This window comes from Streptomyces desertarenae (genome assembly GCF_042681365.1).
Classification (GTDB): Bacteria; Actinomycetota; Actinomycetes; order Streptomycetales; family Streptomycetaceae; genus Streptomyces; species Streptomyces desertarenae.
On record NZ_JBHUFU010000005.1, the window covers coordinates 238,211 to 262,353 of the forward strand.

The 24,143-nt window shown below is 73.2% G+C and carries 13 protein-coding genes; 3 read left to right on the forward strand and 10 right to left on the reverse strand.

The window, feature by feature from the left end:
• Positions 1–80 precede the first annotated feature (80 nt).
• Genes pyk through pta form a run of 3 tightly spaced genes read right to left on the reverse strand, consistent with a single transcriptional unit; the run spans position 81 to position 5,017 of the window.
• Complete coding sequence (pyk, locus tag ACFSJS_RS10990) at positions 81–1,508, reverse strand: pyruvate kinase (RefSeq protein ID WP_380899160.1); 1,428 nt, start codon at positions 1,506–1,508, stop codon at positions 81–83.
• Positions 1,509–1,562: 54 nt separating this feature from the next.
• Positions 1,563–2,789, reverse strand: a complete 1,227-nt coding sequence (locus ACFSJS_RS10995; protein ID WP_380899161.1) for an acetate kinase — start codon at positions 2,787–2,789, stop codon at positions 1,563–1,565.
• The gene (pta, locus tag ACFSJS_RS11000) at positions 2,786–5,017 is read right to left on the reverse strand and encodes a phosphate acetyltransferase (protein ID WP_380899162.1); all 2,232 of its coding nucleotides are present in this window, start codon (positions 5,015–5,017) and stop codon (positions 2,786–2,788) included. The genes ACFSJS_RS10995 and pta overlap by 4 nt, the downstream gene beginning before the upstream one ends.
• A gap of 324 nt (positions 5,018–5,341) precedes the next feature.
• Here pta and ACFSJS_RS11005 point away from each other — a divergent pair, with 324 nt between their 5' ends.
• Positions 5,342–6,367, forward strand: a complete 1,026-nt coding sequence (locus tag ACFSJS_RS11005; protein ID WP_380899163.1) for an ATP-dependent 6-phosphofructokinase — start codon at positions 5,342–5,344, stop codon at positions 6,365–6,367.
• A 49-nt stretch (positions 6,368–6,416) separates the two neighbouring features.
• On the opposite strand, the gene ACFSJS_RS11010 is transcribed toward ACFSJS_RS11005, so the two are convergent.
• Together ACFSJS_RS11010 and ACFSJS_RS11015 are read right to left on the reverse strand one after the other, a co-directional pair.
• On the reverse strand, positions 6,417–7,139 hold the full coding sequence (locus ACFSJS_RS11010; protein WP_380899164.1) for a response regulator: 723 nt from the start codon (positions 7,137–7,139) through the stop codon (positions 6,417–6,419).
• Positions 7,136–8,791 (reverse strand): sensor histidine kinase, encoded by a 1,656-nt coding sequence (locus ACFSJS_RS11015; RefSeq protein ID WP_380899165.1) that lies wholly within the window; start codon positions 8,789–8,791, stop codon positions 7,136–7,138. The genes ACFSJS_RS11010 and ACFSJS_RS11015 overlap by 4 nt, the downstream gene beginning before the upstream one ends.
• A gap of 237 nt (positions 8,792–9,028) precedes the next feature.
• On the opposite strand from ACFSJS_RS11015, the gene ACFSJS_RS11020 reads away from it, so the two are divergent.
• On the forward strand, positions 9,029–10,438 hold the full coding sequence (locus ACFSJS_RS11020) for a cation:dicarboxylate symporter family transporter (RefSeq protein WP_380899166.1): 1,410 nt from the start codon (positions 9,029–9,031) through the stop codon (positions 10,436–10,438).
• Between the two features lie 102 nt (positions 10,439–10,540).
• Here the strand turns inward: ACFSJS_RS11020 and glgB are convergent, their stop codons facing one another.
• The 4 genes from glgB to ACFSJS_RS11040 form a co-directional block, all read right to left on the reverse strand.
• The gene (gene glgB, locus ACFSJS_RS11025) at positions 10,541–13,270 is read right to left on the reverse strand and encodes a 1,4-alpha-glucan branching enzyme (RefSeq protein ID WP_380899167.1); all 2,730 of its coding nucleotides are present in this window, start codon (positions 13,268–13,270) and stop codon (positions 10,541–10,543) included.
• Positions 13,271–13,298: 28 nt separating this feature from the next.
• On the reverse strand, positions 13,299–14,756 hold the full coding sequence (locus ACFSJS_RS11030; protein WP_380899168.1) for a maltokinase N-terminal cap-like domain-containing protein: 1,458 nt from the start codon (positions 14,754–14,756) through the stop codon (positions 13,299–13,301).
• 218 nt (positions 14,757–14,974) lie between these two features.
• Positions 14,975–16,672 (reverse strand): maltose alpha-D-glucosyltransferase, encoded by a 1,698-nt coding sequence (gene treS / locus ACFSJS_RS11035; RefSeq protein WP_380899169.1) that lies wholly within the window; start codon positions 16,670–16,672, stop codon positions 14,975–14,977.
• A complete protein-coding gene (locus ACFSJS_RS11040) occupies positions 16,659–18,686 on the reverse strand; it encodes an alpha-1,4-glucan--maltose-1-phosphate maltosyltransferase (protein ID WP_380899170.1) in 2,028 nt (675 codons plus the stop codon). Before ACFSJS_RS11040 ends, treS begins: the two co-directional genes overlap by 14 nt.
• A gap of 520 nt (positions 18,687–19,206) precedes the next feature.
• Between ACFSJS_RS11040 and glgP the strand changes: the two genes are divergently transcribed.
• Positions 19,207–21,783, forward strand: a complete 2,577-nt coding sequence (gene glgP, locus ACFSJS_RS11045; protein WP_380899171.1) for an alpha-glucan family phosphorylase — start codon at positions 19,207–19,209, stop codon at positions 21,781–21,783.
• 135 nt (positions 21,784–21,918) lie between these two features.
• Here the strand turns inward: glgP and ACFSJS_RS11050 are convergent, their stop codons facing one another.
• Positions 21,919–23,892, reverse strand: coding sequence for a M4 family metallopeptidase (locus tag ACFSJS_RS11050; protein WP_380899172.1), 1,974 nt, complete (start codon positions 23,890–23,892; stop codon positions 21,919–21,921).
• Positions 23,893–24,143 lie beyond the last annotated feature (251 nt).

Genomic DNA, 24,143 nt, shown 5'->3' on the forward strand with positions numbered 1-24,143 from the left:
CGTCCGCCGCCCCGCCCTCCCCGTCCCGGCGCGCGGACGGGGAGGACGGGGCGGTTCCCGTCCGGGTGAGCCCGTCCGGGTCAGCGCTCCTCGTTGCCCAGGTGGTGCACCAGCACCATGTTCGTGGTGCCGGGGACGCCGGGGGGCGAACCGGCCGTCATGATCATGGTGTCGCCGTGGTTGTACCGCTGGAGCTTGAGCAGTTCGGCGTCGACCAGGTCCACCATCGCGTCGGTGTTGTCCACGTGCGGCACCACGAAGGACTCCACGCCCCAGCTCAGCGTGAGCTGGTTGGCGGTGGCCGGCTCGGTGGTGAAGGCCAGGATCGGCTGGGTGGCGCGGTAGCGGGACAGCCGCCGGGCGGTGTCGCCGGACTTGGTGAAGGCGATCAGCGCCTTGCCGTTGAGGAAGTCCGCCATCTCGCACGCGGCGCGGGCCACCGAACCACCCTGCGTGCGCGGCTTCTTGCCGGGCACCAGCGGCTGGAGGCCGCGCGAGAGCAGCTCCTCCTCGGCGGCCTGGACGATCTTCGACATCGTCTTGACCGTCTCGATCGGGTACTGGCCGACCGAGGACTCCGCCGAGAGCATCACCGCGTCCGCGCCGTCCAGGATGGCGTTGGCCACGTCGGAGGCCTCCGCGCGGGTCGGCCGGGAGTTGGTGATCATCGACTCCATCATCTGGGTCGCCACGATCACCGGCTTGGCGTTGCGGCGGCACATCTCGATGAGCCGCTTCTGCACCATCGGCACCTTCTCCAGCGGGTACTCCACCGCCAGGTCGCCGCGGGCCACCATCACACCGTCGAAGGCGAGGACGACGTCCTCCATGTTCTCGACGGCCTGCGGCTTCTCCACCTTGGCGATCACCGGCACCCGCCGGCCCACCTCGTCCATCACCCGGTGGACGTCGCGGACGTCGGCGGCGTCGCGGACGAAGGAGAGCGCCACCATGTCGCAGCCCATCTCCAGTGCGAACTTCAGGTCCTCGACGTCCTTCTCCGACAGCGCGGGGACGTTGACCGCCACACCGGGCAGGTTGATGCCCTTGTGGTCGGAGATCACGCCGCCCTCGATGACGATGCAGCGCACCCGCGGGCCGTCGACCTCGATCACCTGGAGGGAGACGTTGCCGTCGTTGATCAGGATCGTCTCGCCCTTGGAGACGTCGCCCGGCAGCCCCTTGTAGGTGGTGCCGCAGACGGTGCGGTCGCCGGGGACGTCCTCGGTGGTGATGGTGAACTCGTCGCCGCGGACGAGTTCCACCGGCCCGTCCGCGAAGGTCTCCAGGCGGATCTTGGGGCCCTGGAGGTCGGCGAGGACGCCGATGGCGCGCCCGACCTCCTGGGAGGCCTTGCGGAGGCGGTGGTACCGCTCCTCGTGCTCCGAGTGGCTCCCGTGGCTCATGTTGAAGCGGGCCACGTTCATGCCGGCCTCGATCAGCGTCTTGAGCTGATCGTAGGAATCCACGGCGGGGCCCAGGGTGCAGACGATTTTGGAACGGCGCATGGGGGCGATCCTATCTTTTGTTCAACGGCGGAACGTTCCAGGGGGTGAGCTGGCTCACTTCCGTTCCATGGTGCCGCCGGAGAGCAGCTCGTACGTCTGGGTCGCGATCTCCAGTTCCTCGTCGGTGGGCACCACGGCCACCGCGACCCGCGACCCGGGCGGTGAGACCACCCGGGGCCCGCTCGCGGGAGCCCTGTTCAGCTCCGGGTCCACCGCCATGCCCAGCCCCTCCATCCCCGCCATCGCGGCCTCGCGCACGGGGGCCGCGTTCTCCCCGACCCCGGCGGTGAAGGCCACCGCGTCCACCCGGCCCAGCACCGCGCAGTAGGCGCCCACGTACTTGCGCAGCCGGTGGACGTAGACGTCGAAGGCCAGCCGTGCCGACGCCGCGTCCGCCCCGCCGCGGTCCATCCGGCGCAGCACCTCCCGCATGTCGTTGTCGCCGCACAGCCCCAGCAGCCCGCCGCGCCGGTTGAGCAGTTCGTCGATCTCGTCCACCGACATCCCGGCGACCCGCGACAGGTGGAAGACGACCGCCGGGTCGATGTCACCCGAACGGGTGCCCATCACCAGCCCCTCCAGCGGGGTGAGCCCCATGGAGGTGTCCACGCAGCGTCCGCCGGCCACCGCCGAGGCCGAGGCCCCGTTGCCCAGGTGCAGCACGATCACGTTCGTCTCGGAGGGCTCCCGCCCCAGCAGGTGCGCCGTGCGGCGCGAGACGTACGCGTGGGAGGTGCCGTGGAAGCCGTAGCGCCGCACCCGGTGGGCGTCGGCGACGGCGGTGTCGATGGCGTACCGGGCGGCGTACTCGGGCAGCGTGGTGTGGAACGCCGTGTCGAAGACGGCCACCTGCGGCACGCCGGGGGCGAGGGCCAGGGCCGTGCGGATGCCCGCCAGGTTGGCCGGGTTGTGCAGCGGCGCGACGGGCACCAGGCGCTCGATCTCGGCCGTCACCGCCTCGTCGATCAGGGTCGGCTCGGTGAACCGGCGCCCGCCGTGCACCACGCGGTGGCCGATGGCGGCCAGGCCGGGGGAGTCCAGGCCCAGGCCGTCGCACTCCAGCTCGTCCGCCACCGCCTCCAGGGCCGCGGCGTGGTCGGCGACCGGCTCCTCGCGCTCGCGCCGCGGGCCGTCGGCCGGATCGTGCCGCAGGTACGAGGTGCGTTCGCCGATCCGCTCGATCAGCCCGCCGGCCGGGCACGATCCGTCGGCCACGTCCAGCAGCCGGTACTTCACCGACGACGAGCCGGTGTTCAAAACCAGGACACGGGTGCCTCTCATGCGCGGGTGCCCCCTTGCTCGTCCGCCGTCCCGCCGCCCGGGAGGGCGCCGCGGTCCCCGGGTCCCCCCGCCGGCCCTGCCGGGCCCCGGAGCTCCCCGTCCGTGCCGTCCCGCACCCGCCGGCCCTGCTGGGCCTGGATCGCGGTGATCGCCACGGTGGTGACGATGTCCGGCACCAGGGCGCCGCGCGAGAGGTCGTTGACCGGTTTGCGCAGCCCCTGGAGGACCGGGCCGACGGCCACGGCGCCCGCCGAGCGCTGGACAGCCTTGTAGGTGTTGTTGCCGGTGTTCAGGTCGGGGAAGACCAGTACGGTGGCCCGGCCCGCCACCTGCGACCCGGGCAGCTTGGTCGCCGCCACCGTCGGCTCCACCGCCGCGTCGTACTGGATCGGGCCCTCCACCGGCAGGTCCGGGCGGCGCTCGCGCACCAGCTCCGTGGCCCGCCGCACCTTGTCCACGTCCGCGCCGCTGCCGGAGGTCCCGGTGGAGTACGACAGCATCGCCACCCGCGGCTCCACCCCGAAGCGGGCGGCGGTGGCGGCCGACTGGACGGCGATGTCGGCGAGCTGCCCGGCGTCCGGGTCGGGGTTGACCGCGCAGTCGCCGTAGACCAGCACCTTCTCGGCCAGGCACATGAAGAACACCGAGGAGACGATCTCCGCGTCCGGCCGGGTGCGGATGATCTCGAAGGCGGGCCGCAGGGTTGCCGCGGTGGAGTGCGCCGCGCCCGAGACCATCCCGTCGGCCAGCCCCTCCTGGACCATCAGGGTGCCGAAGTACGACACGTCGGCCACCTGGTCGTAGGCCGACTCGTAGGTGACGCCCCGGTGGGCGCGCAGCTTCGCGTACAGCTCGGCGAAGCGCTCGCGCAGCGGCGAGTCGTAGGGGTCCACGACGCGGGCCCAGGCCCCCGTGCCGCCGGGGACGTCCTCGGGGCCCAGCAGCCCCAGGTCGATGCCCAGCTCCGCGGTGCGCCGGCGGATCGCCGCCTCCTCGCCCAGCAGCGTCAGGTCGCACACCCCCCGGCGCAGCAGTACCTCCGCCGCCCGCAGCACCCGCTCCTCGGTGCCCTCCGGCAGGACGATGTGGCGGCGGTCGGTGCGGGAGCGCTCGATCAGCTGGTGCTCGAACATCATCGGGGTGATCCGGTCGCCGCGGCTCACCACGAGCCGCTCGGCGAGCAGCGGGGCGTCCACGTGCTCCTCGAAGAGGCCGAGGGCGATCTCGGCCTTGCGCGGGTTGGCCGTGGTCAGCCTGCCCTCCAGCGACATCAGCTCCCCGGCGGTGGCGAACGACCCGCCGGGCACCGACAGCACCGGGGTGCCGGGGGAGAGGCGGGCGGCCAGCGCCATGGTCTCCTCGCCGGGCAGCCGGTCGACGGTCAGCAGCAGCCCGGCGATGGGCGGGGAGCCGGCGGAGTGGGCGGCCAGCGAGCCGACGACCAGGTCGGCGCGGTCGCCCGGAGTGATCACCAGGCACCCCTCGGTGAGGGCGGGCAGGAAGGTTGGCAGCGTGGCGCCGCCGAAGACGAACCCGCGCACGTCGCGGGAGAGGCCGGCCGGATCCCCCAGCAGCACCTTCGCCCCCAGCGACTCGGCGACCTGGGCGACGGTCGGGGCGGCCAGGGCGGGCTCCTCGGGCAGCGCGTACACCGGCACCGGAAGCTGCCCGCCCAGGGTGCCCGCGACGGCTCCGGCCAGGCCCTCGGGCACCCGGTTGGCGATCATCGCCACGACGTCGCAGCCCAGCGAGGCGTAGGCGTGGTGGGCGTTGCGGACGTCGGCCGAGAGGGAGTCCGGATCCTGGCCGGTGCCCGCCACCACCGGCAGCGCCGGGGCGCCGAACTCGTTGGCCAGCCGGGCGTTGAGGGCCAGCTCCGCGGGGAGGCCCGTGTCGGCGAAGTCGGTGCCCAGGACGAGGACGGCCTCGTAGTCGCGGGCGACGGCGCGGAAGCGGTCCACCAGGCGGGAGACCAGTTCGTCGGTGCCCTCCTCGGCCAGGTGGGCGGCGGCCTCGTCGTAGCCGAGCCCGAAGACCGTTCCGGCCGGCTGGGACAGCCGGTAGCGGCTGCGCAGCAGGTCGTAGATGGGGTCGGGGCCGTCGTGGGCGAGGGGGCGGAAGACGCCGACCCGGCCGGTCCGCCGGGACAGCAGTTCCATGACCCCCAGCTCCACGACCTGGCGGCCGTCCCCGCGGCCGATGCCGGTCACGTACACGCTGCGCGCCACGTGTCCTCTCCCTGCTCGCTGCTCTGGCTCCGTCCCGTCCCGCCGCCGTGTGCCCGGGGCGTCCGCCCGGCCGCGTCCCGGCCGCGCCTTCCTCCGGGTACCCGGGTGCGCCGTTGTGAAAAGAGGAGGAACGCACCACTGCGTCCGTCTATGCGGCCAAGCGCGGCCTTTGGCTACGCTTGGCCCTGCCGCCGCCTCCGGCGGAGCCGTGTGCCGATTGCACCTCGAACGGTATGTGAGACGGGAGGCGGCCGTGTGTTCAGGACGTGAAACAATCGCGGCGGCGCACCCCCGAACCAGCAGCGAGCAGGAGAAGCGATCCCCATGCGCATCGGAGTCCTCACCGCAGGCGGCGACTGCCCGGGTCTGAACGCCGTGATCCGTTCGGTCGTGCACCGCGCCGTGGTCGACCGGAACGACGAAGTCATCGGCTTCGAGGACGGGTTCAAGGGCCTGCTCGACGGCCGCTACCGCAGGCTCGACATCGAATCCGTCTCCGGCATCCTGGCCCGCGGCGGCACCATCTTGGGCTCGGCCCGCCTGGAGCGCGGCCGGCTGCGCGAGGCGTGCGAGAACTCCGAGGAGCTGCTGGAGCGGCTCGGCCTCGACGCGCTGATCCCGATCGGCGGCGAGGGCACGCTGACCGCCTCCCGGATGCTCGCCGACGCCGGGCTCCCGGTGGTCGGCGTGCCGAAGACGATCGACAACGACATCTCCGCCACCGACCGCACCTTCGGCTTCGACACGGCCGTCACCGTGGCCACCGAGGCCATCGACCGGCTGAAGACCACCGCCGAGTCCCACCAGCGCGTGATGGTCGTGGAGGTCATGGGCCGGCACGCGGGCTGGATCGCGCTGGAGGCCGGCATGGCCGGCGGCGCCCACGGCATCTGCGTCCCGGAGCGGCCGTTCCAGGTGGACGCCCTGTGCAAGATGATCGAGGAGCGCTTCGCGCGCGGCAAGAAGTTCGCGGTCGTCTGCGTCGCCGAGGGAGCCCGCCCCGCCGAGGGCTCCATGCCCTACGAGAAGGGCGAGATCGACCAGTACGGCCACGAGCGGTTCACCGGCATCGGCAACCGGCTCGCCATCGAGCTGGAGCACCGTCTGGGCAAGGAGGCCCGCCCGGTCATCCTCGGCCACGTGCAGCGCGGCGGCACCCCCACCGCGTACGACCGCGTGCTGGCCACCCGCTTCGGCTGGCACGCGGTGGAGGCCGTCCACCGCGGCGACTTCGGCATGATGACGGCCCTGCGCGGCACCGAGATCGTGATGGCGCCGCTGGCGGACGCGGTGACGGAGCTGAAGACCGTGCCGCAGGACCGGATGGACGAGACCGAGGCGGTCTTCTGACGGTCCCGGCCGCCGCCCCGGCCGCCCCGGTGGGGGCTGCCGGGGCGCGTCAGCCCAGCCAGCGGTAGTACAGCTCGGGCCGCCCCACGTGCCCGTACTGCGGGGTGCGCTCGGCCTGCCCGGCGCCGACCAGGTACTCCAGGTAGCGGCGCGCGGTGATCCGGTTGACGCCGACCTGCTCGCCCGCCGTGCTCGCCGTCAGACCCTTCCCGGCGGCGGCCCGCAGCGCCGAGACGACCGACTCCAGCGTGGCGGCGCTCAGCCCCTTGGGCAGCGTGACGCGCCCCGGGGCCCGCAGCGCGGCCAGCGCCCGGTCCACCTCCGCCTGGCTGCCGGCCTCGGCGCCGGCGGAGGTGGTGGTCCTGCGGAACCGGGCGTAGCGCTGGAGCCGGTCGCGCAGCGTGGGGAAGGTGAAGGGCTTCAGCACGTGCTGGACGACCCCGAGCGAGACCCCCTCCCGCACGACGGCCAGGTCGCGGGCGGAGGTGACGGCGAAGACGTCCGTGGTGTGGCCCGCCGCGCGCAGCGCCCGCACCAGGGACAGGCCGTGCCCGTCGGGCAGGTAGAGGTCGAGCAGGATCAGGTCGACCTCCAGCCGCTCCAGGGCCCGCCCGGCCTCCGCCCGCGAGTGCGCCACGCCCGCGACGGCGAAGCCGGGAACCCGGGAGACGTACAGGGCGTGGGCGTCGGCGGCCACCTGGTCGTCCTCGACGACCAGCACCCTGATGGGCTCCTCGCAGCCGCCTCCCGGGCCGCTCCCCGGCCCGGTCACGCCTCCACCCCTTCCCCGGCGCCGCACCGGGCGCGCAGGGGAAGCCGCACGGTGAACCGCGCGCCGCCCTCCGGGCCCCTGGACAGCACGACGGTGCCGCCGTGCCGCCGCACCGTCTGCCGCACCAGCGCCAGGCCCAGGCCGCGCCCCCGGCCGGGAGCGCCGGCCTCCTTGGTCGTCCAGCCGCGGCGGAAGACCTCCCCGGCCTCGTCCGGGGCGATGCCCGGACCGCTGTCGGCGACGCGCAGCAGCAGCTCCTCCCGCGAGGCCCGCACCGTCACGGTGACCCGGGCGGTGCCCGGGGCGGCGGCGGCCGGGCCGGCGGACTCGGGGGAGGCTGCCTCCAGGGCGTTGTCGATCAGGTTGCCCAGCACCGTCACCAGGTCCCGGGGCGGGAGGTCCTCGGGCAGCACGCCGTCGTCGACCCTGCTGTCCCCGGCGAGCACCAGCTCCACGCCGCGCTCGTTGGCCTGCGCCGCCTTGCCCAGCAGCAGGGCCGCCAGCACCGGCTCGGCGACCGCCGCCACCACCTGGTCCGTCAGCGCCTGGGCGAGTTCCAGCTCGGCCGTGGCGAACTCCGCCGCCTCCCGCTCCCGGCCCAGCTCGATCAGCGACACCACGGTGTGCAGCCGGTTGGCCGCCTCGTGGGCCTGGGAGCGCAGCGCCTCGGCGAAGCCGCGCACCGAGTCCAGCTCGCCGGTGAGCGCCTGGAGCTCGGTGTGGTCGCGCAGGGTGACCACCGTGCCGCGCCGCTCGCCGCCCGAGACCGGTGAGGTGTTCACCACCACCACCCGCTCGTCGGTCAGGTGCACCTCGTCCACCCGGGGCTCGGAGGCCAGCAGCGCGCCGGTCAGCGGGGCGGGCAGCCCCAGCTCGGCCACGCCCAGGCCCACGACGTCCCGGCCGGCCAGCCCCAGCAGCTCGCGGGCGCCGTCGTTGATCAGGGCGACGCGCCGCTGCCCGTCGAGCATCACCAGCCCTTCGCGCACGGCGTGCAGCGCGGCCTGGTGGTAGGCGTGCATCCGGCTCAGCTCGGCGGCGTTCATGCCGTGCGTGTGGCGGCGCAGCCGGGCGTTGACGACGTAGGTGCCCAGCCCGCCGAGCACCACCGCGCCCCCGGCCACCGCCAGCAGCACGGCCATCTGCCGCTCCACCTCGGCACTGATCCGCTCCACCGCTATCCCGGCGCTCACCAGGCCCACGATCCGCCCGGCGCCGTCGCGGACCGGGGTGACCACCCGCACCGACGGCCCGAGGGTGCCGGTGTAGGTCTCGTGGAAGGTCTCGCCGCGCTGGGCGGGGCCGATGTGGCCGACGAAGGGGCGGCCGATGCGGTCCGGCTCCGGGTGGGTCCAGCGGATGCCGTCCGGGTCCATGATCGTCACGAAGGTGACGCCGGTGTCGCGCCGGACCCGTTCGGCGTACGGCTGGAGCAGCTCACTGGGGTCGCCGGAGCCGATCGCCTCCGGCACCGCGGGCGAACCGGCGACCGCCGCGGCCACGGCGGTGACCCGGTGGCGGGCGGAGCTCTCCGCCTGCTCGCGGTCGTTCAGGTAGGTGAACAGGGCGCACCCGGCCACCACGACGGCCACCAGCACGACCTGCATCGCGAAGAGCTGGCCGGCCAGACTGCGGGGACGGGGCAGACACATGGCTCCCAGTCTGCCCGCTTCCGGCCCGGCCCGGACCTCCCGGGCCGGGAAAACCCCTGATCAGGGCGGGCGGCGCTCTGGGGAAGCCGCGCCGCGGGGCCCGTGCGGACCGCCAACCGGCGCCCCGGGGCGGTTTTTCCGTGCACGTAATGCACGCAACGGTGAACGGCGTCACACCGGGATGCATAGTCGCCGGGACTCCCCGCGAGTCGGAGCCGCAATCCTGAGGAGCCCGACGTGTCCACGCAGACAGCGCAGACCAAGAGACGAGACCGCACCCACTACCTGTACATCGCCGTGATCGGCGCCGTACTGGCGGGCATCGTGCTCGGCTTCGCCGCACCCGGTGTGGCCAAGGAGCTCAAGCCGCTCGGCACCGGGTTCGTCGACCTCATCAAGATGATGATCTCGCCGGTGATCTTCTGCACCATCGTGCTGGGCATCGGCTCGGTGCGGAAGGCCGCCAAGGTCGGCGCGGTGGGCGGTCTGGCGCTCGGCTACTTCATGGTGATGTCCACCGTGGCCCTCGCCATCGGCCTGGTCGTCGGCAACGTGCTGGACCCCGGCGCCGGGCTCCAGCTCACCGAGGAGACCCGCAGCGCCGGAGCGGCGCAGGCCGAGGGCGCCAGCGAGAGCACGGTCGACTTCCTGCTGGGCATCATCCCCACCACCCTGGTCTCCGCCTTCACCGAGGGCGAGGTGCTCCAGACCCTGCTGGTGGCCCTGCTGGTGGGCTTCGCCCTCCAGGCGATGGGACCGGTGGGCGAGCCGGTGCTGCGCGGCATCGGCCACATCCAGCGGCTCGTCTTCCGCGTACTGGCGATGATCATGTGGGCCGCGCCGGTCGGCGCCTTCGGCGCGATCGCGGCGGTGGTCGGCGAGACCGGCGTGGACGCGCTGACCTCCCTGGCCGTCATCATGATCGGCTTCTACGTCACCTGCCTGCTGTTCGTCTTCGTGGTGCTGGGCGCACTGCTGAAGCTGGTGGCGGGGCTGAACATCCTCACCCTGCTGAAGTACCTGGGCCGGGAGTTCCTGCTGATCCTGTCCACCTCCTCCTCCGAGTCGGCGCTGCCGCGCCTGATCGCGAAGATGGAGCACCTGGGCGTCAGCAAGCCGGTCGTCGGCATCACCGTCCCCACCGGCTACTCCTTCAACCTCGACGGCACCGCGATCTACCTGACGATGGCCTCCCTGTTCGTGGCCGAGGCGATGGGCGACCCGCTCTCGGTGGGCCAGCAGGTCTCCCTGCTCGTCTTCATGATCATCGCCTCCAAGGGCGCGGCGGGCGTCACCGGTGCCGGACTGGCCACCCTCGCCGGCGGCCTCCAGTCCCACCGCCCGGAGCTGGTGGACGGCGTCGGCCTGATCGTCGGCATCGACCGCTTCATGAGCGAGGCCCGCGCGCTGACGAACTTCGCCGGCAACGCGGTCGCCACCGTGCTGGTCGGCACCTGGACCAAGGAGATCGACAAGGAGCGGGTGCACGAGGTGCTGGCCGGCCGCGTCCCGTTCGACGAGCGGACGCTCCTCGACGAGGGGGGCGACGGGGCGCACGGCCCCGGCGCCTCCGCCCAGGACACCACAGCCACGCGGGAATCCGGCGCCGCCGGAGGATCCGCCGCCAAGGAGCCCGCGGGCGTCTGACCCCCGCTGCCGCCCCGGGCGCCCCGTACGGCCCTGTCCGGTCCCCCCACCGGACAGGGCCGTACGGCTTCCGCGCTCCCGCTCCCCCGCGGCGCCCGTCCGTCAGGCCGGCACGAGCCAGATCGTCGCCAGCGGCGGCAGCACCGGGGTGATGCTGGCCGGACGGCCGTGGGCGGGCACCGAACCGCTCTTGAGCGGCTCGGGGTTGCCCACCCCGCTCCCGCCGTACCGCTCCGCGTCGGTGTTGAGGACCTCGCGCCAGGCCGGCACCTCGCCGGGGACGCCGATCCGGTAGTCGCCGCGGACGACGGGGGAGAAGTTGGAGACGGCGACCAGCGGGGTGCCGTCGGCGGCGTACCGCAGGAACGCCAGGACGTTGTCGTCGGCCGCACCCCCCTCGATCCAGGAGAAGCCCGCCGGCTCGGTGTCCCGCTCCCACAGCGCGGGTGTGGCGGCGTAGACGCGGTTGAGGTCGCGGACCAGGTCGCGCACCCCCCGGTGGTCGCCCGCCGCGGAGTAGGCCGGGTCCAGCAGCCACCAGTCCGGACCGTGCGCCTCCGACCACTCCGCGCCCTGCGCGAACTCCTGCCCCATGAACAGCAGCTGCTTGCCCGGGTGGGACCACATGAAGCCCAGGTAGGCCCGGTGGTTGGCGCGCTGCTGCCACCAGTCGCCCGGCATCTTCGACACCAGCGACCGCTTGCCGTGCACCACCTCGTCGTGGGAGATCGGCAGCACGTAGTTCTCCGAGTAGGCGTACACCATGGAGAACGTCATCTCGTTGTGGTGGTACCTGCGGTGGACGGGCTCCTTGGTCATGTACTCCAGGGAGTCGTGCATCCAGCCCATGTTCCACTTGAAGCCGAAGCCCAGCCCGCCGAAGCCGCCCGGCCCGGTGTGGTGGGTGGCGCGGGTGACGCCGTCCCAGGCGGTGGACTCCTCGGCGACGGTGACCACGCCGGGGCAGCGGCGGTAGACGGTGGCGTTCATCTCCTGCAGGAAGGCCACCGCGTCCAGGTTCTCCCGGCCGCCGTAGGGGTTGGGGGTCCACTGGCCGGACTCGCGCGAGTAGTCCAGGTAGAGCATGGAGGCGACGGCGTCCACGCGCAGGCCGTCGATGTGGAACTCCTCGCACCAGTAGACCGCGTTGGCGACCAGGAAGTTGCGGACCTCGGTGCGGCCGAAGTTGAACTCCAGGGTCCCCCAGTCCGGGTGCTCGGCGCGGGCCGGGTCGGAGTGCTCGTACAGCGCGGTGCCGTCGAAGCGGGCCAGCGCCCAGTCGTCCTTGGGGAAGTGCGCGGGCACCCAGTCCATCAGCACCCCGATGCCCTCCTGGTGGAGGCGGTCCACCAGGAGGCGGAAGTCGTCGGGCGTGCCCATCCGGGCGGTGGGCGCGTAGAAGCCGGTGACCTGGTACCCCCAGGAGCCCCCGAAGGGGTGCTCGGCGACCGGCATCAGCTCCACGTGCGTGAAGCCCAGGTCCTTCACGTACGCCGGGAGCTGCTCGGCCAGCTCGCGGTAGGTCAGTCCGGGCCGCCAGGACGGCAGGTGCACCTCGTAGACCGACAGGGGCTCGCGGTGCGGGGCGTACCCGGCGCGGCGCGCCATCCACTCCCCGTCGTGCCACTCGTAGGACGACTCCTCCACGATCGAGGCGGTCGCGGGCGGCACCTCGGTGCGGCGGGCCATCGGGTCGGCGCGCAGGGTGTGGGAGCCGTCGGGCCGGGTGATGTCGAACTTGTACAGCGCGCCCGCCCCGACGCCGGGCAGGAACAGCTCCCACACGCCGCTGCCGCCCAGCGAGCGCATGGGGAACGCCGTCCCGTCCCAGCAGGAGAAGTCCCCGGTGACCCGCACGCCCAGCGCGTTGGGCGCCCAGACGGTGAAGCGGGTGCCCGCCACCCCGTCGACGGTCATGGGGCGGGCGCCGAGCGCACGCCACAGCTCCTCGTGCCGGCCCTCGCCGATCAGGTGCAGGTCCAGCTCGCCCAGGGCGGGCAGGAAGCGGTAGGGGTCCTCGGTCTCGACCTCGTCGGTCCCCGGTTCCCCGCCGTAGCGCACCAGCAGCCGGTAGGGGGGAGGGGCGGGCTCCCCGGCCAGGGGCAGCACACCGGAGAACAACCCGTCGCCGTCGTCGTGCAGCTCCGCCCGCATCCCGGCGACCAGGACGGTGACGGACCGGGCGTACGGGCGCAGCACCCGGAACAGCACCCCGCCGGCGGTGCGGTGGGCGCCGAGCACCGTGTGGGGGTCGTGGTGGGAGCCGTGGAGGAGGCGCTGCCGCTCGCCGGGGTCCAGCGGGGCGGCGGGCCGCACCCCGTGCCCGTCCGGGGCGTCCTCGCCGCGGCGCGGCGCGGGCGGACGGGCGTCGGGCCAGTTGGGGGCGTGGTCCTTGACCGGTTCGCTCTGCGGGACGGCGGAGGCCTTGGCCACGGTCTTCCGCGTGGGGGCCTGCGCCGCCACCGCCGCCTTCTTCACGGTCCGCTTCGCGGCGGCCGTCTTCTTCGCGGCGGTCTTCTTCGCCGTCTTCTTCACAGCGGTCTTCTTCGCGGCGGCCTTCCGGGCGGCGCCCGGCTCGGCGGCGGCCTTCTTCGCGGCCGCCTTCCCCGCGGCGGCCGCCTTCTTCGCGGCGGTCTTCTTCGCCGTCTTCTTCGCGGCGGCCTTCGCGGTCCCGGCGGCCGCGGTCTGCCCCGCGCTCTCGGCCGTCCCCGCGGCGCCCTCCTCCGCCCCGGCCGGGCGGGCGGCACTCTCGTCCTGGGCGGTGGCGCGGCCGGGCCGCGGCGGGGTGTCGGGGAGCGGGCGGCTGTCGGGAGTGTCGGGACGGGGGGTCACGGAAAGGGCCTCCTGATGGGCGGGTCGTTCAGACGTCCGCGAGCCGCTGGATGGCGGACATGGGAATGGCGAGCCAGGCGGGACGGTGCCTGGCCTCGTACAGGACCTCGTAGACGGCCTTGTCCGTCTCGTACGCGCGCAGCAGTACGTCCTCGTCGCGCGGGTCGGAGCCGGAGGCGTCGGCGTAGCCGGAGCAGTAGGCGTCACGATTCTTCTCGGCCCACTCGCGGGCCCACCCGGCCTCCGCGGCGGAGCCCCGGGCGTGCTGGCACGCCGCGTAGTCGAACGAGCGCAGTATGCCCGCGATGTCCCGCACCACCGGCTGGGGGCGGCGCCGCTCGGCGATGGGCCGGGCCGGCTCGCCCTCGAAGTCGATGATCGACCACCGGTCGGTGTCGCCCGCGCACAGCGCCTGGCCCAGGTGGAGGTCGCCGTGGATGCGCTGGGCGGACCAGGAGCGACCGCTGCGGCCCAGCTCGGCCACGGCGTTGAAGACGGTGTGCAGCTGCCCCCGGTACGGGCGCAGCGCGGGCACGGCGGCGGCCGCGGCCTCCAGGCGCTCGTTCATCCCCGAGGCGATGAACTCCAGCTGGCGGCGGCGCAGCGCCGTCTCCGGCAGCGCCTGCGCCAGCGTGGTGTGCACCTCGGCGATCGCCTGGCCCAGCGCCCGCGCCGGGCCGGTGAAGTCGCCGCGGGACCCCAGTGAGCGCAGCGCGAGCTGCCAGCCGTCGACGGTGCCCGGCAGGAAGGGCTGCAGCACTCCCAGCGTCATCGGCTCGTCGCCCTCGCCGCCGCCCTCGGCCCTCCGTCCGGGCCGCGCCTCGAACCAGGCGGCGGGCGCGGGCACCCGGTCCGAGCCCGCCCGGGCCAGCGCCAGCGGCAGCTCCAGATCCGGGTTGACGCCGGGGCTCACGCGGCGGAACAGCTTGAGGATGAAGCGGTCCCCGTAGACCACCGAGGAGTTGGACTGCTCCACGCTCAGCGGCCTGGGCGGCAGCCCCGGCGGGATGATGGTGCCCCGCTCGCGCTGGAAGAGCAGCGGGCCCAGCCGTCCCGGGGAGCGCAGCCGCTCCAGGAGCACGGCGGCCAACCGCGGGTCGTGGAGGGCCTCGTAGACCGTGCGGCCGCGCAGCGGGCCGTCGGCGGGGTGGCCGATGAGGGACCCGGCCAGCGGGGGCGGCAGGGCCGGGCGGACGCCGAGCAGCAACTGGTAGCAGTCGGCGGGCACCGGGTGGGTCTGCCCGGGCCCCCCGGGCTGCCGGGCGCGGACGAGCAGGTGCAGCAGGCCCGGCGCGGCGCTCCCGGTGCACGGCAGCAGCTCGGTCGCGGAGACCAGGGCGAAGCCGCTGACGGGCCGCCCCTTCCCGGCGAACCAGCGTTGTCGCGGGAGCCATTCGGTGAGCAGTGGCGTGAGCGAACGCAGCAGCGCCGCGCCCTCCGACTCGCGCGTGGCGACGGCGGCGCGCGGCGAGGAGCTGTCCGACATGGCGTCCTTTCCCCGGGCACACGAAAGGTACGGCAGAGTGTCCCGGATTGCGGCTGTGGCTGTCCGGCGGTGCGGGACGTGTCGGGGAGTACCCACCAAGCGGGCTAGTGAACTCGTTCGAGTGAGGTGATTGGTGGTGATGACAATGCTGCCCGCGGCGGCCCGGAACCAATCCTTGCGCGATCCGTCCCGGGCCGCCGTGCCCGTCGGCCCTCCTGTCAGAGCTGCTGTCGCAGCCGGAACCAGTAGAAGCCGTGCCCCGCGAGCGTCAGCAGATACGGCAGTTCACCGATGGAGGGGAACCGCACACCGCCGATCAGCTCCACCGGGTGGCGTCCGCTGAAGGCCTTCAGGTCCAGCTCGGTGGGCTGGGGGAAGCGCGAGAAGTTGTGCACGCACAGCACGAGGTCGTCCCCGTACTCCCGCAGGAAGGCCAGCACCGCCGGGTTGGACGACGGCAGCTCGGTGTAGGAGCCCAGCCCGAAGGCGGGGTTCTGCTTGCGGATCTCGATCATGCGGCGCGTCCAGTGCAGCAGCGACGAGGGGCTGCTCATCGCCGCCTCGACGTTGGTGACCTGGTAGCCGTGGACCGGGTCCATGATCGTGGGCAGGAAGAGCCGGCCCGGGTCGCAGGAGGAGAAGCCCGCGTTGCGGTCCGGCGTCCACTGCATGGGGGTGCGCACCGCGTCCCGGTCGCCCAGCCAGATGTTGTCGCCCATGCCGATCTCGTCGCCGTAGTACAGGATCGGCGAGCCCGGCAGGGACAGCAGCAGGGCGGTGAACAGCTCGATCTGGTTGCGGTCGTTGTCCAGCAGCGGGGCGAGCCGGCGCCGGATGCCGATGTTGGCGCGCATGCGCGGGTCCTTGGCGTACTCCGCGTACATGTAGTCGCGCTCCTCGTCGGTGACCATCTCCAGGGTCAGCTCGTCGTGGTTGCGCAGGAAGATCCCCCACTGGCAGCCCGAGGGGATGGGCGGGGTCTTGGCCAGCACCTCGGAGACCGGGTAGCGGGACTCGCGGCGCACCGCCATGAAGATCCGCGGCATGACGGGGAAGTGGAACGCCATGTGGCACTCGTCGCCGCCCTTGGAGTAGTCGCCGAAGTAGTCGACGACGTCCTCGGGCCACTGGTTGGCCTCGGCCAGCAGCACCGTGTCGGGGTAGTGGGCGTCGATCTCGGCGCGGACCCGCTTGAGGAACTCGTGGGTCTGCGGCAGGTTCTCGCAGTTGGTGCCCTCCTGCGCGTACAGGTAGGGGACCGCGTCCAGCCGGAACCCGTCGATGCCCAGGTCCAGCCAGAACTTCAGGGCCGAGATCATCTCCTCCTGCACCCGCGGGTTCTCGTAGTTGAGGTCCGGCTGGTGGGAGAAGAAGCGGTGCCAGTAGTACTGCTTGCGCACCGGGTCGAACGTCCAGTTGGACACCTCGGTGTCGACGAAGATGATGCGGGCGTCCGCGTACTGCTTGTCGTCGTCGGCCCAGACGTAGTAGTCGCCGTAGGGGCCGTCGGGGTCGCGGCGGGACTCCTGGAACCAGGGGTGCTGGTCGCTGGTGTGGTTCATGACCATGTCGATGATGACCCGCATGCCGCGCTGGTGGGCGGCGTCCACGAACTCCACGAAGTCGGCGAGGTCGCCGAACTCCGGCAGGACGGAGGTGTAGTCGGCCACGTCGTACCCGCCGTCCCGCAGGGGGGACTTGAAGAACGGCGGGAGCCAGAGGCAGTCCACCCCGAGCCACTGGAGGTAGTCGAGCCGGGCGGTGAGGCCCTTCAGATCGCCGATGCCGTCGCCGTTGCTGTCCTGGAAGGACCGGACCAGCACCTCATAGAAGACGGCCCTCTTGAACCAATCGGGATCGCGGTCCTTGGCGGGCGTGTCCTCGAACGTGTCGATGACGGGTTCATTGACGGTCATGGTTGGGTGACCCTCCGGTCTGTGAGGACGGTCGCAGGGTGAGGATGTGCGCGGGCGCCGCGGCACGGCCCGGCTCCAGGCGCACATAGTTGTCCCTGCCCCAGTGATAGGTCTCGCCGGTGAGCTCGTCGCGCACCGGGAAAAGCTCGGCGCCACTCGCCTGTGCGGGGGTGAGGCCGAGTTCCGCCAGGTTCAACGAGACCGTGGCCTCGTGGGTGTGGTGGGGGTCGAGGTTGACCACCGTGAGAACCGTGTCGGCGTACGGGTGTGCGCAGTGCTTGGAGTAGACGATGATCGACGGGTTGTCGCTGTGGTGGAAGCGCAGGTTGCGCAGCTCCTGGAGGGCCGGGTGCCGGCGGCGCAGCCGGTTCAGCTCGGTGATCAGCGGGGCGATGGTGGTGCCGTCCCGCTCGGCGGCGGCCCAGTCGCGCGGGCGCAGCTGGTACTTCTCCGAGTCCAGGTACTCCTCGCTGCCGGGTCGCACGGGTGTGTTCTCGCACAGCTCGTAGCCGGAGTAGACGCCCCAGGTGGGGGAGAGGGTGGCGGCGAGCACGGCCCGGATCTCGAACGCGTGGCGCCCCCCGTGCTGGAGGTAGGCGTGGAGGATGTCGGGCGTGTTGACGAAGAAGTTCGGCCGCATGTACGAGGCGGCGTCCCCGGACAGCTCGGTCAGGTACTCGGTCAGCTCCTCCTTGCCGTTGCGCCAGGTGAAGTAGGTGTAGGACTGCTGGAAGCCGACCTTGGCGAGGGTGTGCATCATCGCGGGCCGGGTGAAGGCCTCGGCCAGGAACAGGACGTCGGGGTCGGTCCGGTTGATCTCGCCGATCACCTTCTCCCAGAAGACCACCGGCTTGGTGTGCGGGTTGTCCACCCGGAAGACCCGCACCCCGTGCCCCATCCACAGCCGCAGGACGCGGACGGTCTCCTCGACGATGCCGCCCATGTCGGCGTCGAACGCGATGGGGTAGATGTCCTGGTACTTCTTGGGCGGGTTCTCGGCGTAGGCGATCGAGCCGTCGGCGCGGTGGTGGAACCACTCTGGGTGCTCCTTGACCCACGGGTGGTCCGGGGAGCACTGGAGGGCGAAGTCGAGGGCGACCTCCAGCCGCAGCTCGCGGGCGCGGGCCACGAAGTGGTCGAAGTCCTCGAAGGTGCCCAGGTCCGGGTGGACCGCGTCGTGGCCGCCGGCGGACGAGCCGATCGCCCAGGGGCTGCCGACGTCGTGGGGCCCGGCGGTGAGGGAGTTGTTGGGACCCTTGCGGAACGATTCGCCGATGGGGTGGATCGGCGGCAGGTAGACCACGTCGAAGCCCATCGCGGCGATCGCGGGCAGCCGCTGCGCGGCCGTGCGCAGGGTGCCGGGGACGGGCGGCCGGCCCTCCTCGACCACCGCGCCCTCCGACCGCGGGAAGAACTCGTACCAGGAGCCGAACAGCGCCCTCTTCCGCTCCACCAGCAGCGGCAGCGGGCGCGTGGCGGTGACGGGCTCGCGCAGCGGGTGGCGCTCCAGCACGGCCGTCACCTCGGGCGTCAGGGCGGCGGCCAGGCGCGCCGCAACCGGCCGGGAGGTGTCGCGCAGGGCGTCCACCGCCTCCAGGACGGCCGCGCGCCCCTCGTTCTTGGGCACGCCGGCGGCGGCCCGCTCGTGGAGGTCCGCCCCCTCGATGAGGGTCAGCTCGGCGTCGATCCCCGCGGGGACCTTGATCCCCGCGTGGTGCCTCCAGGTGGTGACCGGATCGCCCCACGCCTCGACGGTGTAGGTCCAGCGGCCCTCGGCGTCCGGGGTGACGTCGGCGCCCCAGCGGTCGGTGCCGGGAGCCAGTTCCCGCATCGGCGTCCACGGCCCCGACCGTCCGCTGGGGTCGCGCAGCACCACGTTCGCGCCGACGGCGTCGTGTCCTTCGCGGAAGACGGTGGCCGACACCCGGAAGGTCTCGCCGACCACGGCCTTGGCCGGTCGGCGCCCGCAGTCGACGAGCGGGTGGACGTCCAGGACGGGAATACGACCGATCATGGAATCACCTGGGTGCGTTACGGATGGTTTCGTTCTTTCTATCTGTTCCGCAGACGGTTGACGGGCGGGGCGCATGGCGGCTCCTGTCCGCTTCACTCGGGTGGCGTGACGGTTGTCTTCCGGGGTGCCCCGAAAGGGCCGTGGGAAAAGAAAATGCCCACACGGATGTGACAGGCAATCCGGTGCAACGTGAACTACCCGTAAGCAAATGTGCCCAACGGGACCGTTCCCATCACAGAGAGCCGCGGAACGGCTGTTTCCGTGCGGTCGGCCAGGGTGAAATGGCACGGAGTGCCGGAAATGTGTTCACGCGGTGCCGGGAATTTCGGGGCGCCCGGCGGGTGCGACGGTGCTCCGGGTGAGCGGAGGCGCGTGCTCTGCGCGCCGTTGTGCGAACGGTCCGGCGGTGTGCGCGGGTGCGTATCGCGCGCGGCGCGCGGCGCGCGGGCGAATGGGGCCGGTCGCGGCGAGGATCGTGGAATTGGGGCGAAAAGGGCGGGCCGCCCGTTACCGTCGAAGGGTGAAGGCCATTCGTCGATTCTCCGTACGTCCCGTCCTTCCCGAACCCCTACGACCGCTCAGCGACCTGGCGCACAACCTGCGCTGGTCCTGGCACCCCGAGACCAGAGAGCTCTTCCGGGCCGTCGACCCCGACGGCTGGCGGGCCTCCGGCGGCGACCCGGTGCGGGTGCTGGGCGCCGTCTCCGCCCGGCGGCTGGCAGAGCTGTCCGGAGACGGCGGCTTCCGGCGGCGGCTCGCCGCCGCCGCCGACGACCTGCGCGCCTACCTGACCGAGCCCCGCTGGTACCAGCGGGCCGAGGGCGAACTGCCCGCCGCCGTCGCCTACTTCTCGCCGGAGTTCGGCATCACCGCCGCCCTGCCGCAGTACTCCGGCGGCCTGGGCATCCTCGCCGGCGACCACCTCAAGGCCGCCAGCGACCTCGGCGCCCCGCTGATCGGCGTGGGCCTGCTGTACCGGCACGGCTACTTCCGGCAGGGCCTGTCCCGGGACGGCTGGCAGCAGGAGCACTACCCCGTCCTGGACCCCAACGAGATGCCGCTGGAGCTGCTGCGCGCGGACGGCGGCACCCCCGTCCGCGTGGAGCTGCGGCTGCCCGGCGGACGGCTGCTGCGCGCCCACGTCTGGCAGGCGCGGGTCGGCCGCGTGCCGCTGCTGCTGCTGGACTCCCACGTGGAGGAGAACGCCCCGCGCGAACGCGACGTCACCGACCGGCTCTACGGCGGAGGCAGCGAGCACCGGCTGCTCCAGGAGATGCTGCTGGGCATCGGCGGGGTGCGGGCGGTGCGCGCGTACTGCCGCCTCACCGGGCACCCCGAGCCGGAGGTGTTCCACACCAACGAGGGGCACGCCGGCTTCCTCGGCCTGGAGCGCATCCGGGAGCTGGGCGAGCGGGGCGCCTCCTTCGGCACCGCCCTGGAGGCCGTCCGCGCCGGGACGGTGTTCACCACCCACACCCCCGTGCCCGCCGGGATCGACCGCTTCGACCGCGCCCTGGTGGCGCGGCACTTCGGCGACGACGGGGAACTCCCCGGCGTCGACGTGGAGCGGGTGCTGGAGCTGGGCACCGAGACCTACCCCGGCGGCGACGGCGGGGTCTTCAACATGGCCGTGATGGGCCTGCGCCTGGCCCAGCGCGCCAACGGCGTCTCCACGCTCCACGGCTCGGTCAGCCGGGAGATGTTCGCCGGGCTGTGGCCCGGCTTCGACGCCGCCGAGGTGCCCATCACCTCCGTCACCAACGGCGTCCACGCCCCCACCTGGACCGCCGGCGAGGTGTCGGCGCTGCGGCCCGGCACCGGTGACGCCGGACTGTGGGAGCTGCGCCGCACCCTGCGCGGACAGCTGGTGGAGGAGGTGCGGCGGCGGCTGTACGACTCCTGGCGGCAGCGCGGCGCCTCCCCGGCCGAACTCGGCTGGATCGACGGCGTCCTGGACCCGGAGGTGCTCACCGTCGGCTTCGCCCGGCGCGTCCCCTCCTACAAGCGGCTGACGCTGATGCTGCGCGACCGCGAGCGGCTGACGGAACTGCTGCTGCACCCCACCCGGCCGGTCCAGCTCGTCGTCGCGGGCAAGGCGCACCCGGCCGACGACGGCGGCAAGCGGCTCATCCAGGAGCTGGTGCGGTTCGCCGACGACCCGCGGGTGCGCCACCGGATCGTCTTCCTGCCCGACTACGGCATGGCCATGGCGCAGAGGCTCTACACCGGCTGCGACGTCTGGCTCAACAACCCCCTGCGGCCGCTGGAGGCGTGCGGCACCTCCGGGATGAAGGCCGCGCTCAACGGCTGCCTGAACCTCTCGGTCCGGGACGGCTGGTGGGACGAGTGGTACGAGCCGGACTTCGGCTGGGCCATCCCCACCGCCGACGGGGGCGGGCCCGCCGGGGAGAGCCCCGAGGACCGGGAGCGGCGCGACGACATGGAGGCCGCAGCCCTCTACGAGCTGCTCCGCGAGCACGTCGCGCCGTGCTTCTACGACCGCGGGCCGGCCGGGACGGGGCTTCCGGAGCGGTGGATCGCGATGGTCCGCCAGACCCTGGAGCGGCTCGGCCCCAGGGTGCCGGCCGACCGGATGGTGCGCGAGTACGTCGAACGGCTCTACGTCCCGGCCGCCCACGCCCACCGGGCCCTGGACACGCGGACGGCGGAGCGGCTGGCCGGGTGGAAGGCGCGGGTGCGCGCGGCCTGGCCCCGCGTGGCGGTCGACCACGTGGAGACGGTTTGCGAGTCGGTCGAGCTGGGCGGCGCGCTGGCGCTGCGGGTGCGGGTGGCCCTCGGCGACCTGGAGCCGGGCGACGTGGAGGTGCAGGCGGTCGCCGGGCGGGTGGACGAGTCGGACTCCATCGCGGACGCGGACGCCGTCCGGGTGCCGCTCAAGCCCTCCGGCGGCCCGGAGGAGGACGGGAGCTGGCTCTACGAGGGGCCGCTGACGCTGGACCGCACCGGTCCGTTCGGCTACACCGTCCGCGTGCTGCCCGCGCACCCGCTGCTGGCGGGCCCGGCCGAGATGGGGCTGGTGACCCTGCCGCCGGAGACCCCGGAGGCCGGGGAGGCGGCGGGGGTGCTGATGCGCTGACCTGGCGGGGGGGGGACTTCCCGCGGGGCCCCGGCCCGCCCGCGCCCCCGCGCCCGCCCCTCCACGGCCGTGCCCTCCGGCGCCGTGCGGCACCGGAGGGCACGGGGGCGGTGGAGCGGAGCCGGCGGCCCGGTGTCAGAACGTCAGCCTCCAGCTGTCGATGTGGCCGGAGTCGTAGCGGTGGACGTCCTGGACGCGGAGCTTCCAGGTGCCGCGCGCCGGCTCGGAGGAGGCGTCGACGGTGTAGCTCTCGCGCACGTCGTCGCCCGAGTCCCAGTCGGAGTCCTTCAGCCGGTAGGCGCTGCCGTCCGGAGCCACCAGGTCGATGCGCAGGTCGCCGCGGTAGGTGTGGACGACCTCCACGTCCACCGCCAGGTCGCGGGGCGCGTTGCCGGAGCGGTCCACGGTGATGGCGGACTCCACCGTGCCGGGGTCCGGGATCCGGTGGTCGTCGGTGTTCTCGTGGACGCCCTCGCCGGGGCCGCCCGGGGCGCCGTCGTCGGGCCGGGAGCCGACGTTGACCGCGGCCCAGGCGTGGGCGACCGCCTTGTACTGGGCGCTGTCGCCGCCGAACAGGTCGGCCGCGGCCGCGAGGGTGGCGGTGCGGGCGCCCGCGTAGCCGGTGGTCGACGTCATCTTCTCGGTGAGCGCCTTGAACCAGATCCTCTCGGCGGCGGTGATCCCGATGCCGGTGACGGGCCTGCCGTCGTAGGTCGGCGAGTCGTAGTCGACGCCGTTGACCGTCTTGGCGCCGCTGCCCTCGCTGAGCAGGTAGAAGAAGTGGTTGGCCGGACCCGAGGAGTGGTGGACGTCCACACCGCCGATGCCGGAGTACCAGTAGTCCTTGGAGCTGCCGTCGCGGCTGGGCTTGTCCATGTAGCGCAGCGGGGTGCCGTTGCCGCGGATGTCGATCTTCTCACCGACGAGGTAGTCGCCCGGGTCCGCGCTGTTGCCCGCCCTGAACTCCACGGCGGCGGCGAAGATGTCGGAGGTGGCCTCGTTCAGGCCGCCGGACTCGCCGCTGTAGCGCAGGCCGGCGGTGTGGGAGGTCAGACCGTGGGTCATCTCGTGGGCGGCGACGTCGATCGAGGTGAGGGGCCTGGCGTTGCCCGCGCCGTCGCCGTAGGTCATGCAGAAGCAGGAGTCGGTCCAGAAGGCGTTGACGTAGGCGTTGCCGTAGTGGACCCGGCTGTGGGGGGCGACGCCGTCGCCCCGGATGCCGTTGCGGCCGTGCACGTTCTTGTAGTAGTCCCAGGTCAGGGCCGCGCCGTAGTGGGCGTCCACGCCCGCGGTCTGGTCGTTGCCCGGGGTGCCGTCGCCCCAGAGGTCGTCGGCGTCGGTGAAGAGGGTGCCGGTGCCGGAGGTGCGGCCGTCCAGGTCGTGGGTGCGGTGGTTGCCCCGGCCGGCGTCGGTCATCGTGTACTGGCCGCCGAAGGAGCCGGTGCCCAGGGTGACGCGTCCGGCGTACATGCTCTCGCCGGTGCCGGTGTGCACGCCCTCCCACTCGGCGAGCTTCTCGCCGGTGGCGGCGTCGGTGACGACGTGCAGCTCGCTGGGGGTGCCGTCCTCCCGGACGCCGGCGACGACCCGCTCCCAGGCGAGGGTGGGCTCGCCGGCGGCGGCCCAGACCACCTTGCGGGGCGCGGTGCTGCCCTCGGCGGGGGCTTTCCGGGGCGCCTTCGAGGCCGGTGCCTGCGTGGTGGGGACGGTGATCCTCCGCTGGGTGGCCTTGGTGACCTCCCGGATCCCGCCGCCCGGCGACTCCTCGACCACCAGGTCGCCGCCGAGGACGGGCAGGCCGTCGTAGGTGCGCTCGTAGCGGGTGTGCACGGTGCCGTCGGCGTTCTTGACGACGTCGCGGACCTTCAGCTTCTCCTTGGCGCCCAGCCCCAGTGCCCTGGCGGTGGCGGCGCTGCCGGCCTCGGCGTCCCTCAGCAGCCCGGCGCGCTGGGAGGGGGTGAGGCCGACCGAGAGCGCGCCGGGGTCGGGCTTGGCCTGGGGAGCGGCCGCGGAGGTCTGCGCCGGGAGGCCGACGGCCAGGAGCGCCGAGGCGGCGGCGAGGGCGCCGACGGCGGCGGTGCGTCCGAGGGGGGTGGTTCTGCGGATCACGCTGGACTCCTCACTGGAGAGCGGTGCAGAAGGGGGCGCCCGGGGCGGGGGCCGAGGGCGGGGGAGGTCGTGCCGGGCGTGGAGAGAGTGGCACCGAAACGGGGAGTCTGTCAGGGGCAGGTCAAGATAATGGCCGGATTGTGTCCGCTGTCGGAAAAGCGATGTCCGGTGAGCGGACACCGGGGAAACGGGCGGCATGCGCGGGCGGCGCGGGGCGTGCCGGAGGCCGCGCGGGGGAGCGGACCGGAGCC